The organism is Burkholderia sp. AU38729, assembly GCF_020419725.1.
GTDB lineage: Bacteria > Pseudomonadota > Gammaproteobacteria > Burkholderiales > Burkholderiaceae > Burkholderia.
On sequence record NZ_JAIZQO010000013.1, the window covers coordinates 180,878 to 192,941 of the forward strand.

Annotated in this window: 14 protein-coding genes; all 14 read left to right on the top strand. The window is 67.5% G+C overall.

What is annotated here, in order from left to right; translation table 11 throughout:
* Window position 1 precedes the first annotated feature (1 nt).
* Window positions 2-724, top strand: a complete 723-nt coding sequence (locus tag LGM56_RS30510; protein WP_039351943.1) for an LrgB family protein — start codon at window positions 2-4, stop codon at window positions 722-724.
* 248 nt (window positions 725-972) lie between these two features.
* Entirely contained in the window at window positions 973-1,509 is a 537-nt protein-coding gene (gene fliL / locus LGM56_RS30515) for a flagellar basal body-associated protein FliL (protein WP_089424119.1), read from the top strand.
* A gap of 22 nt (window positions 1,510-1,531) precedes the next feature.
* The gene (gene fliM, locus LGM56_RS30520; protein WP_069246733.1) at window positions 1,532-2,530 is read left to right on the top strand and encodes a flagellar motor switch protein FliM; all 999 of its coding nucleotides are present in this window, start codon (window positions 1,532-1,534) and stop codon (window positions 2,528-2,530) included.
* On the top strand, window positions 2,523-3,014 hold the full coding sequence (fliN, locus tag LGM56_RS30525) for a flagellar motor switch protein FliN (protein ID WP_069246732.1): 492 nt from the start codon (window positions 2,523-2,525) through the stop codon (window positions 3,012-3,014). The genes fliM and fliN overlap by 8 nt, the downstream gene beginning before the upstream one ends.
* Complete coding sequence (gene fliO / locus LGM56_RS30530) at window positions 3,011-3,571, top strand: flagellar biosynthetic protein FliO (protein ID WP_226207614.1); 561 nt, start codon at window positions 3,011-3,013, stop codon at window positions 3,569-3,571. Before fliN ends, fliO begins: the two co-directional genes overlap by 4 nt.
* A 36-nt stretch (window positions 3,572-3,607) precedes the next feature.
* Window positions 3,608-4,369 carry a flagellar type III secretion system pore protein FliP gene (gene fliP, locus LGM56_RS30535; RefSeq protein WP_089455315.1) on the top strand — a complete coding sequence of 254 codons (762 nt, stop codon included), beginning with the start codon at window positions 3,608-3,610 and terminating at the stop codon, window positions 4,367-4,369.
* 20 nt (window positions 4,370-4,389) lie between these two features.
* A complete protein-coding gene (gene fliQ / locus LGM56_RS30540; RefSeq protein WP_039351961.1) occupies window positions 4,390-4,662 on the top strand; it encodes a flagellar biosynthesis protein FliQ in 273 nt (90 codons plus the stop codon).
* Window positions 4,663-4,685: 23 nt separating this feature from the next.
* Window positions 4,686-5,468: a flagellar biosynthetic protein FliR gene (fliR, locus tag LGM56_RS30545; RefSeq protein ID WP_226207615.1), complete on the top strand. Its 783-nt coding sequence runs from the start codon at window positions 4,686-4,688 to the stop codon at window positions 5,466-5,468.
* A 166-nt stretch (window positions 5,469-5,634) separates the two neighbouring features.
* Window positions 5,635-6,639 carry an ABC transporter substrate-binding protein gene (locus LGM56_RS30550; RefSeq protein ID WP_089493789.1) on the top strand — a complete coding sequence of 335 codons (1,005 nt, stop codon included), beginning with the start codon at window positions 5,635-5,637 and terminating at the stop codon, window positions 6,637-6,639.
* Between the two features lie 121 nt (window positions 6,640-6,760).
* Window positions 6,761-7,558: an ABC transporter ATP-binding protein gene (locus LGM56_RS30555; RefSeq protein ID WP_226207616.1), complete on the top strand. Its 798-nt coding sequence runs from the start codon at window positions 6,761-6,763 to the stop codon at window positions 7,556-7,558.
* A 37-nt stretch (window positions 7,559-7,595) separates the two neighbouring features.
* The gene (locus tag LGM56_RS30560; RefSeq protein ID WP_089438879.1) at window positions 7,596-8,453 is read left to right on the top strand and encodes an ABC transporter permease; all 858 of its coding nucleotides are present in this window, start codon (window positions 7,596-7,598) and stop codon (window positions 8,451-8,453) included.
* A gap of 88 nt (window positions 8,454-8,541) precedes the next feature.
* Window positions 8,542-9,909, top strand: coding sequence for a sensor histidine kinase (locus tag LGM56_RS30565; RefSeq protein ID WP_226207635.1), 1,368 nt, complete (start codon window positions 8,542-8,544; stop codon window positions 9,907-9,909).
* 13 nt (window positions 9,910-9,922) lie between these two features.
* The gene (locus LGM56_RS30570) at window positions 9,923-10,600 is read left to right on the top strand and encodes a response regulator (protein WP_041492705.1); all 678 of its coding nucleotides are present in this window, start codon (window positions 9,923-9,925) and stop codon (window positions 10,598-10,600) included.
* Between the two features lie 281 nt (window positions 10,601-10,881).
* Window positions 10,882-12,012, top strand: a complete 1,131-nt coding sequence (locus LGM56_RS30575; protein ID WP_226207617.1) for a porin — start codon at window positions 10,882-10,884, stop codon at window positions 12,010-12,012.
* The last annotated feature ends 52 nt before the right edge of the window (window positions 12,013-12,064 follow it).

A 12,064-nucleotide genomic window follows, 5' to 3' on the forward strand; every position in this document is an offset into this window, starting at 1 on the left:
CATGCTTGCCGCATTGTCGAACCTGTCCGCCGATCAGGCGAACACCGCGATCTCGTTCGGCTGCTTCGTGCTGACGGTCGTGCTGTATTTCGCGTCGAAGCGGCTCTACGCGTACAAGAAGACGCTGCTGTTCTCGCCGCTCGTGTTCGTGCCGGGCGTGCTGGTGCTGCTCGTCCTGCTGACCGGCATCCCCTATTCGGTCTACTTCCACGACACGCGCTGGCTGATGTGGCTGCTCGGCCCGGCGACCATCGCATTCGCGGTGCCGATCTACGACTATCGCGACCTGATCCGCCGCCACTGGCTGTCGCTGTCGGTCGGCGTCGCGGTCGGGATCTGTGCAGGCGTGTGCGGGTCGCTGCTGCTCGCGAAGCTGCTGCACCTGTCGCCCGAGCTGCAGCGCTCGCTGATGACGCGCTCGGTGTCGACGCCGTTCGCACTCGCCGTGTCGGACAAGATCCACGCGCCGAAGGATCTCACCGCGCTGTTCGTGATCGCGACCGGCATCTGCGGGATGCTGCTCGGCGAGCTGGTACTCGCGCTGGTGCCGATGCGCACGCGGCTGGCACGCGGCGCGCTGTTCGGCGCGGCCGCCCACGGCGTGGGCACCGCGAAGGCGCGCGAGATCGGCAGCGAGGAAGGCGTCGTGTCGAGCCTGACGATGATGATCGCGGGCGTCGCGATGGTGCTGATCGCGCCGCTCCTGACGCTGCTGCCGATCTGATCGGGCGGCGGACGCCCGCCAGGCGCCGGCCCGGCCTGGCGCAATCGTGCCTGGCGCCATCGGCGCGGGGGCGCCGCGCGGCGGGTACGGCGCTCACGTCCCACCCCACCCGCTTCAGCCGCCAGCCCCGGCGGCCCTTTCCGCCCCCGCTTACCCTGCATCCGGCCGACACCCGGCCGACAATCGGCTGAGATAGCCGCAAATCCCCCCTCTTTTCCGCCCATCGGGCTCGGCCCGGATGCCGAACAATGCATGCTACGAGACATCACGCACGCATTCACATGGCCTCCACGACCGCAAACCCGACCGCCGACAAGCCGGCTTCCTCCGGCAAGTTCAAGCGCATCGCGCTGATCGCCGTCATCGCGCTGGGCGCGGCAGCCGCCGCAGCCGGCGGCATGTACGTGTTCCTGAGCAAGGAAGGCGTCGGCCATGCGAGCAAGCCCGCCGAGCCGGCGCCGCTGGCCGCGCCGGTGTTCTTCCCGCTCGACCCGCTGACCGTGAACCTGCAGTCCGACGACGGCGCGCAGCACTACCTGCGCGTCGGCCTGTCGCTGAAGCTCACCGACTCGAAGGCGCAGGAGCAACTGACCGCGCGGATGCCGGAGATCCGCAGCCGGATCCTGCTCGCGCTGTCGAACAAGCATCCCGAGGAGCTCGCGACGCCGGACGGCAAACGTTCGCTCGCGAAGGAACTGCGGGAGCTGATCGAGCAGCCGACGCAGCCGGGCAACCAGCGCGCGAAGGTCGACGACGTGCTGTTCACCGAGTTCGTCGTCCAGTAACGCGGCCGAGAAAGGAGCGCGTATGGGTCACCAGGAGTTCATGTCCCAGGAGGAGGTCGATGCCCTCCTCAAGGGCGTCACGGGCGAAGCCGATTCAGTCGACGAACAGCGCGACACATCGGGCGTCCGCCCCTACAACATTGCGACGCAGGAGCGGATCGTCCGCGGCCGGATGCCCGGCCTCGAGATCATCAACGACCGCTTCGCGCGCCTGCTGCGGATCGGCATCTTCAACTTCATGCGGCGCACGGCGGAAATCTCCGTCAGCCAGGTGAAGGTGCAGAAGTACAGCGAGTTCACCCGCAACCTGCCGATTCCGACGAACCTGAACCTGGTGCACGTGAAGCCGCTGCGCGGCACGTCGCTGTTCGTGTTCGACCCGAACCTCGTGTTCTTCGTCGTCGACAACCTGTTCGGCGGCGACGGGCGCTTTCACACGCGCGTCGAGGGCCGCGACTTCACGGCCACCGAGCAGCGGATCATCGGCAAGCTGCTGAACCTCGTGTTCGAGCACTACACGACCGCATGGAAGAGCGTGCGGCCGCTGCAGTTCGAATTCGTGCGCTCGGAAATGCACACGCAGTTCGCGAACGTCGCGACGCCGAACGAGATCGTCATCGTCACGCAGTTCTCGATCGAGTTCGGGCCGACGGGCGGCACGCTGCACATCTGCATGCCGTACTCGATGGTCGAGCCGATCCGCGACGTGCTCGCGTCGCCGATCCAGGGCGAGGCGCTCGAAGTCGACCGCCGCTGGGTGCGCGTGCTGTCGCAGCAGGTGCAGTCCGCCGAGGTCGAGCTGACCGCGAACCTCGCCGAGATCTCGTCGAACTTCGAGAAGATCCTGAACCTGCGCGCGGGCGACGTGCTGCCGCTGGAGATCGAGGACACGATCACCGCGAAGGTCGACGGCGTGCCGGTGATGGAATGCGGCTACGGAATTTTCAATGGTCAATATGCGTTGCGCGTGCAGAAGATGATCAGCGCGGGCGATTCGATGAAGGAAGGTGGATATGAGTGAGCTGAACCAGACGCCCGAGGACGACGCACAAGCGATGGCCGACGCGGCCCTCGCGGCATCGGCCGCCGCCGCGCAGGCGGCACCGGCCGCGGCGGAAGAAGATCCGGGCATGGACGACTGGGCGGCCGCGCTGGCCGAGCAAAACGAGCAGCCGGTGCCGGCCGGTGCGACGGGCGCCGGCGTGTTCCAGCCGCTGTCGAAGGCCGCGGCAAACACGACGCACAACGACATCGAGATGATCCTCGACATCCCGGTCAAGATGACCGTGGAGCTCGGCCGCACGAAGATCGCGATCCGCAACCTGCTGCAGCTCGCGCAGGGTTCGGTCGTCGAGCTGGACGGCATGGCCGGCGAGCCGATGGACGTGCTCGTGAACGGCTGCCTGATCGCGCAGGGCGAGGTCGTGGTGGTCAACGACAAGTTCGGCATCCGCCTGACCGACATCATCACGCCGGCCGAACGCATCCGGAAGCTGAACCGGTGAACGTAGTGATGCCCGGCCGCCGCGCGCGCAGCGTGATCGCGACGGCGGCTGCCGCGGCCATTGCGTCGTCGCTCGCCACCGCACCGGCAAGCGCCGCCGACATGAACGCGGTGAACCACCCCGGGTCGATCGCATCGAGCGTGATGGTCGGCTCGGCCGCACCGTCGCTCGGCTTCGGCGCGGTGCTGCAGACGCTGGTCGGGCTCGCGGTCGTGATCGGTCTCGTGTTCGCGTGTGCCTGGCTCGCGCGCCGCTTCGGCTTCCAGCATGCACGCCGCGGCGGCCCGCTGAAGGTCGTGTCGAGCGTCGCGGTCGGCGCGAAGGAAAGCGCGACGATCGTCGAGATCGGCGATACCTGGCTCGTGCTCGGCGTCGCGCCGGGCAACGTGCGATTGCTGCACACGCTGCCGGCCGGTGCGGCGGCCCCTGTTTCCGCCGATGCGCCCGCCGGCGCCGCCCCGTCCGACGGCGGCCTGCCCGGCACGTTCGGCTCGCGGTTTCGCGACGCGCTCGCGGGCGAAGCCGCGAAGCGCCTCGGTCGCGGCACGGACCGCTGACATGGCGACGCGCCCTCTTTCCGACCCCGCATTCCGATGAAACACGCCTTCCTGCATCGCGCGGCGCGCCTCGCGCCCGTGCTGATCCTCTGCCTCGCCCCCGCGCTCGCGTATGCGCAGGCGAACGGCCTGCCCGCGTTCAACGCGAGCCCGGGCCCGCATGGCGGCACCACGTATTCGCTGAGCGTGCAGACGATGCTGCTGCTCACGATGCTGTCGTTCCTGCCGGCGATGCTGCTGATGATGACGAGCTTCACGCGCATCATCATCGTGCTGTCGCTGCTGCGCCAGGCGCTCGGCACCGCGACGACGCCGCCGAACCAGGTGCTCGTCGGCCTCGCGATGTTCCTCACCTTCTTCGTGATGTCGCCGGTGCTCGACCGGGCATACAACGACGGCTACAAGCCGTTCTCCGACGGCTCGATGCCGATGGAGCAGGCCGTGCAGCGCGGCGTCGCGCCGTTCAAGACCTTCATGCTGAAGCAGACCCGCGAGACCGATCTCGCGCTGTTCGCGAAGATCTCGAAGGCCGCGCCGATGCAGGGGCCCGAGGACGTGCCGCTGTCGCTGCTGGTGCCGGCGTTCGTCACGAGCGAGCTGAAGACCGGCTTCCAGATCGGCTTCACGGTGTTCATCCCGTTCCTGATCATCGACATGGTCGTCGCGAGCGTGCTGATGTCGATGGGGATGATGATGGTGTCGCCGTCCACCGTGTCGCTGCCGTTCAAGCTGATGCTGTTCGTGCTGGTCGACGGCTGGCAGCTGCTGATCGGCTCGCTCGCGCAGAGCTTTACGTAAGCCGCGGAGGAACACGCACGATGACGCCCGAACAAGTGATGACGCTCGCGCACCACGCGATGATGGTCGGCCTGCTGCTGGCTGCCCCGCTGCTGCTGGTCGCGCTGGCGGTCGGCCTGGTCGTGAGCCTGTTCCAGGCCGCGACGCAGATCAACGAGGCGACGCTGTCGTTCATCCCGAAGCTGCTCGCGGTCGCCGCGACGCTCGTGATCGCCGGCCCGTGGATGATGACGACGATGCTCGACTACCTGCGGCAGACGCTGCTGCACGTCGCGACGCTCGGCGTCGGCTGAGCCGCGCGCACCACCCGGCGGTGATGTTCTCGGTTACCTACGCGCAGCTCAACGGCTGGCTCACGGCGTTCCTGTGGCCGTTCGTGCGGATGCTCGCGCTCGTCGCGACCGCGCCCGTCGTCGGCCATGCGGCGGTGCCCATCCGCGTGAAGATCGGCCTCGCCGCGTTCATGGCGCTGGTCGTCGCCCCGACGCTCGGCGCGATGCCGGACGTCACCGTGTTCTCCGCGCAGGGCATCTGGATCGTCGTCATGCAGTTCCTGATCGGCATCGCGATGGGCTTCACGATGCAGATCGTGTTCGCGGCCGTCGGGGCGGCCGGCGATTTCATCGGGCTGTCGATGGGGCTCGGCTTCGCCACCTTCTTCGATCCGCACACGAGCGGCGCGACACCCGCGATGGGCCGCTTCCTGAACGCGATCGCGATGCTCGCGTTCCTCGCGGTGGACGGCCACCTGCAGGTGTTCGCCGCGCTCACCGCGTCGTTCCAGTCGCTGCCGGTGTCAGCCGACCTGCTGCACGCGCCCGGCTGGCGCACGCTCGCGGGGTTCGGCACGACGGTGTTCGAGATGGGGCTGCTGCTCGCGCTGCCGGTGGTCGCGGCGCTGCTGATCGCGAACCTCGCGCTCGGCATCCTGAACCGCGCGGCGCCGCAGATCGGCGTGTTCCAGGTCGGCTTTCCCGTCACGATGCTCGTCGGGCTGTTGCTCGTGCAACTGATGATCCCGAACCTCGTGCCGTTCGTGGCGCACCTGTTCGACATGGGGCTCGACGCGATGGGGCGGGTGCTGACCGGCTGGCGCTGAGCGCCTGCCGCCCCCGTTTCCCACCGGTTCCGGCCCTCCGTTGCTGGAAAACCCCTAAAGGAACCGCCAACCCGCGAAAGGTTGCAGAAGGTTTCGCCTCCCTATACTCGTCGTGACGATGCAGCAAGCATCGCGCCATACGAATACAACGAAGGAGACGATCCCGATGCGACCCATCCTGCGCACCCTCGCCGTTGCAGCCAGCCTCAGCTGCGCGCTCGCCGCTCACCCCGCTTTCGCCGACGACGGCGGCAAGATCACGATCATGGTCGGCGGGATCGCGAAGCTCATCTACCTGCCCGCACGGCTCACGCAGGAGCTCGGCAACTTCAAGGCCGAAGGGCTCGACGTCGAGCTGCTGTCGCAGCCGGCCGGCGTCGACGCCGAGAACGAACTGCTGGCAGGCGCCGTGCAGGGCGTCGTCGGCTTCTACGACCACACGGTCGACCTGCAGAGCAAGGGCAAGGACGTGAAGGCGATCGCCGTGCTCTGCCAGGTGCCGGGCGAAGTCGAGATGGTGTCGACCAAGGCCGCGCCGACCTTCAAGTCGATGGCCGACTCGAAGGGCAAGACGCTCGGCGTGACGGGCCTCGGCTCGTCGACCAGCTTCCTCACCCAATACCTTGCGCTCCAGCACGGCGTGCAGTCGACCCAGTACACGATGCTGCCGGTCGGCGCCGACGCGAGCTTCATCGCCGCGATCAAGCAGGGCCGTATCGACGCCGGGATGACGACCGAGCCGACGGTGTCCGCGCTGGAGAAGATGGGCGACGCGAAGGTGCTGGTCGACCTGCGTACGCTCGAAGGCACGCGCGCCGCGCTCGGCGGCACCTACCCGGCCGCGAGCCTGTACGTGCAGTCGGCCTGGGCCGATTCGCACAAGGATCAGGCGACCAAGCTCGCGCACGCGTTCGCGAAGACGATGCAGTTCATCCACACGCACAGCGCCGATGAAATCGCCGCGAAGATGCCGGCCGACTACCAGAAGGACAAGGCGCTGTACGTGAGCGCGCTGAAGGCGTCGCTGCCGATGTACACGGCCGACGGCAAGATGCCGGCCGACGGCCCGGCGACCGTGCTGAAGGTGCTGTCGGCGTTCAACCCGTCGGTGAAGGGCAAGCACATCGACCTGGCGCGCACCTTCACGAACGATTTCGTGAACGCGAAGTAATCGAACTCGGCAGTCGCGCCGGCGGCGGCGATCCCGCCGCCGTGCGCTCCCCGTTCCGGCCCGGTTGACCGGCCCGGCGCCGCCACGCTGCGACGCTCTCCTCACCCGCAGGATCAATGCGATGAATCAGGCAGTTTCCCCGAGCACACCGGCGATCGAGTTTCGCAATGTGTCGTGCCGCTTCATTTCGCCGGAAGGCAAGGCTACCGTCGCGCTGCGCGACTTCAGCATGAGCGTCGCGCGCGGCGAGTTCATCGCGATCGTCGGCCCGACCGGCTGCGGCAAGTCGACCACGCTGAACCTGATCACCGGGCTGCTCAAGCCCGCGTCGGGCGAAGTCCGTGTGATGGGCCGGCCGGTCGACGGGATCGACCCGCGCATCGGCTTCGTGTTCCAGGCCGACGCCGTATTTCCGTGGCGCAACGTGATCGACAACGTCGCGGCGGGCCCGCTGTTTCGCGGCCGCTCGAAGGACGTCGCGTACGCGCAGGCCGAGGAATGGATCCGCAAGGTCGGCCTCGACAAGTTCACGAAGCACTACCCGCACCAGCTCTCCGGCGGGATGAGAAAGCGCGTCGCGCTCGCGCAGACCTTCATCAACCAGCCGGAAATCCTGCTGATGGACGAGCCGTTCTCCGCGCTCGACATGCAGACGCGCACGCTGATGCAGGACGAGCTGCTGCAGCTCTGGTCAGCGAACAAGGGCTCGGTGGTGTTCGTCACGCACGATCTCGAGGAGGCGATCGCGCTGGCCGACCGCGTGTTCGTGCTGACCGCGCGGCCCGCCACGCTCAAGCGCGTGGTCGAGATCGACCTGCCGCGCCCGCGCGTCACGTCGGAGATCCGCTACGACACGCGCTTCATCGAAATTTCCAAGGACATCTGGCACGACCTGCGCGAAGAAGTGCAGATCGGCTGACGCATACGCTCAAGGCAAGGACCGCAAGGACAGGAGCATGACCGACATGACGCTTCCCCCCACCGCCATTCCGGCAACGTCGCTCGAGGACGAGTCGCGCGCCGCTCAAACCCGCCTGCGCCGCCGCCGGCAACTGATCATCGGCCTGCGGATCGCCGTACTCGTGATCGTGCTGGGCGGGTGGGAACTCGCCGCACGGCTGAAGTGGATCGATCCGTTCTTCTTCTCGCAACCGACGCTGATCTTCGCGCAGATCCAGGACTGGTTCGTGAACGGCACGTCGCAGGGCCCGCTGCTCACGCAGGTGTGGGTCACGCTCGAGGAAACCGGCATTGGCTTCGTGATCGGCTCGGTGGCCGGCGTGATCTGCGGGATCGTGCTCGGCCGCAACAAGCTGATGGCCGACGTGTTCGGCCTGTACATCCAGATCGCGAACTCGATTCCGCGCGTCGTGCTCGGCTCGATCTTCGTGATCGCGCTGGGCCTCGGGATGGCGTCGAAGATCGCGCTGGCCGTCGTGATGGTGTTCTTCGTCGTGTTCGGCAACGCGTTCCAGGGCGTGCGCGAAGCCGACCGCTACCTGATCGCGAACGCGCAGATCCTCGGCGCGTCGCGCCGGCAGATCACCACGTCGGTCGTGATCCCGTCCGCGCTGAGCTGGATTCTCGCCAGCCTGCACGTGAGCTTCGGCTTCGCGCTGGTCGGGGCGGTCGTCGGCGAATTCCTGGGTTCCAAGCAGGGCATCGGCCTGCTAATCTCCACCGCCCAGGGCGCGTTCAACGCGAGCGGCGTGTTCGCGGCGATGATCGTGCTGGCGGTGGTTGCGCTGGCCGCCGACTACCTGCTGACGTGGCTCGAGAAGCGGCTGCTGAAGTGGCGCCCCGCGGCGTTCTGAACGCCTCAGACGGACGCCTGACATGACACACCCGACCGCGCCGGCGACCCCGGCGCGGTTCGGCATTTCGGAGAAGGAGCGCAACGGGATGGCGCACAGCCTGCGCGGACGGCTGCTGTGGTGGCTGCTGCTGCCGCTCGCGGTGTTCGTGCTGATCGCCGGCGCGATGTCGTACGACACCGCGCGGACCACGGCCGCGCTCGTGCAGGACAGCGCGCTCGTCGCGTCGGCGCGCACGATCGGCGAGGACGTCGAATGGCGCGACGGGCGGCCGGCGGCCGACGTGCCGCCCGCCGCGCTGGAGATCTTCGAATCGCCGTCGCGCGACTCGGTGTTCTACAAGGTGATCGACGGTCACGACGGCCTGCTTGCCGGCAATCCCGCGCTCGACCTGCCGGCGCGGCACGGCGTCGAGCCGACGCTGTACGACACGTCGCTCGACGGCGTGCCGCTGCGCGCGGTGGCCTACGATCGCCAGCTGTACGACGAGGGGCAGATCGAGACGGTGACGGTGGTCGTCGCGAAGACGACGCGTTCTTACGGCGCGATGGTCGCGACGATCTGGCGGCCGCAGCTCGTGCGCCTGTCGCTGATGCTGGTGCTCGCGGTGGTGCTCGTCTATCTCGGCCTCACGCTCGAGCTGCGCCCGCTGATGAAGCTGAAGGACGACGTGGCCGACCGCGGGCCGATGGAGCTGGAGCCGATCCGCCCCGAGCGGCTGCAGCACGAGTTGCGGCCGATCGTCGACGCGATCAACCAGTGCATCGCGCGGCTCAACACGCACACGGCCACGCAGCGCCGCTTCATCGCGGATGCCGCGCATCAGCTGCGCACGCCGATCGCGGTGCTCGATACGCAGATCCAGTACGCGCAGCAGCGCGGCAACGACGATCGTGAACTCGCGTCGGTGCTCGACAGCATGCAGCGCAGCAGCCGCAAGATGGCCGACGTGACCGACAAGCTGCTGCTGCTCGCGCATGCGGAAGCGACGCCGTCGACGCTGCTGACCCATCGCGTCGATCTCGCGGCCGTGGTATCGAGCGTGCTGGAGGAAACGATCGTGCTCGCGCAGCAGCGCAATATCGATCTCGGCGCCGACCTCGGCGAACGGCTCGACGTCGCCGGCAGCGACAGCCTGCTGACCGCGCTGGTGATGAACCTCGTCGACAACGCGGTGCGCTATACGCAGCCGGGCGGCTGCGTGACGGTCTGCGGCCGCCGCGATGGCGACGCGATCGTGCTCGACGTCGTCGACAACGGCCCCGGCATCCCGGCCGAAGCGCGGCCGCACGTGTTCAAGCGGTTCTACCGCGTGTCGGCCGACACCGAAGGCTCGGGCCTCGGGCTCGCGATCGTCCGCGAGATCGCGCAGGCGCACGGCGGCAGCGTGTCGCTCGCGCCGGGAGCCGGCAATCGCGGTATCGTCGTGACTGTACGGCTGCCCGCCTACGATTGAAGAGAACGCCGTCATGAAACTCCTGCTGGTCGAAGACAACGCCGAACTCGCGCACTGGATCGTGAACCTGCTGCGCGGCGAGGATTTCGCGGTCGATTCCGTCGGCGACGGCGAGCGCGCCGATACGGTGCTGAAGACCGAACGCTACGACGCGGTGCTGCTCGACATGCGCCTGCCCGGCATCAGCGGCAAGGAGGTGCTCGCGCGGTTGCGGCGCCGCAACGACAACGTGCCGGTGCTGATGCTGACCGCGCACGGTTCGGTCGACGACAAGGTCGACTGCTTCGGCGCGGGCGCCGACGACTACGTCGTGAAGCCGTTCGAATCGCGCGAGCTGGTTGCGCGGATTCGCGCGCTGATCCGCCGGCAGGCCGGCGTCGGCACGACGCAGCTCGTGTGCGGCGATCTCGTCTACGCATTCGGCACGCGCGAATTCCGCTGCGGCGAAACGGTGCTCGCGCTGCGCCGCCGCGAGCACGCGATCCTCGAAACGCTGATGCTGCAGCAGAACAAGACGGTGTCGAAGGCCCGCCTGATGGACAGCGTGTTCGCGCTCGACGACGAGCCGAGCGCCGACGCGATCGACATCTACATCCACCGGCTGCGCAAGCATCTCGCGGGCAGCACGGCCGAGATCATCACGCTGCGCGGGCTCGGTTACATCCTGCGCATGAAGAGCACGCAGGACTGACGGGCCGCTTCGCGCGCCCTGAATACCGATTCGTAGCACGAAACGTCATCGATGCATGCCGGCGCCCCCGGCTTGCCTGCTTCCGTCCGCCTGCCCGATCCGCGATGGTTGCGCGTTCGGTGTTTTCACCGATCCGATTCTTGCGGCCGGGAAAGCGTCGTGAAGGATTGCACCCTCTACGATGCTACGCGTCGGCCCTCTCGCTGTGGCCGGCAAGAGTCGGCATACATTGCGTACTGCCAACGACCAGATTCCAATGCGGCAGCTCGGAGGAGACGATCTTGAAACGAAAAACCCTTGCCCTTTCCATCGCGGCGGCTGGCCTGTGCGCCGGCACCCAGGCGCATGCGCAGTCGAGCGTGCAGCTCTACGGCCTGATGGACCTGAGCTTTCCGACCTACCGGACCCACGCCGACGCGAACGGCAATCACGTGATCGGGATGGGCAACGCAGGCGAACCGTGGTTCAGCGGCAGCCGCTGGGGCCTGAAGGGCGCTGAAGACATCGGCGGCGGCACGAAGATCATCTTCCGCCTCGAAAGCGAATTCGTGGTCGCGAACGGCCAGATGGAAGACGAAGGCCAGATCTTCGACCGCGACGCATGGGTGGGCGTCGAGGACGAGCGCTTCGGCAAGCTGACGGCCGGCTTCCAGAACACGATCGCCCGCGATGCGGCCACGATCTACGGCGATGCGTACGGTTCCTCGAAGCTGTCGACCGAGGAAGGCGGCTGGACCAACTCGAACAACTTCAAGCAGATGATCTTCTACGCGGCCGGCCCGACCGGCACGCGCTACAACAACGGCATCGCGTGGAAGAAGCTGTTCAGCAACGGCATTTTCGCGAGCGCCGGCTACCAGTTCAGTAACTCGACCGCGTTCGCGACCGGCTCCGCGTACCAGGTCGCGCTCGGCTACAACGGCGGGCCGTTCAACGTGTCGGGCTTCTACAACCACGTGAACCACGACGGCTACCGGAACCAGACGTTCTCGGTCGGCGGCAACTACACGTTCGACATCGTGCGGCTGAACGCCGGCTACTTCCGCTACAACGGCGACCAGGGCTCGCTCGGCCAGCGTCACGACGATTCGTGGACGGTGTCGATGAAGATCGCGCCGAAGGGCGCGCTCGACTACGAGCTCGGCTACCAGCAGATGCGCATCAAGAACGCCGCGAACAACGCGGACGGCTTCACGCCGAACGCCAACCTCGGCGCGTTCAGCCTGACCAACGGCGTCGCCAACGGCTTCAAGGAGACGATCTACGGGTCGGTGTTCTACCACCTGAGCAAGCGCACCGAGGTCTACCTGGCCGGCGACTACATGAAGCTGCATGGCGGCTACACGGTGTCGTCGACGTTCGGCGCGAAGAACCAGCTCGAACTGACGTCGGGCATCCGCACGCGCTTCTGACCTGAAACGGGGCCAGACGGGCCCCGCCGCACCTCCGTCCGGGATTCTCCAT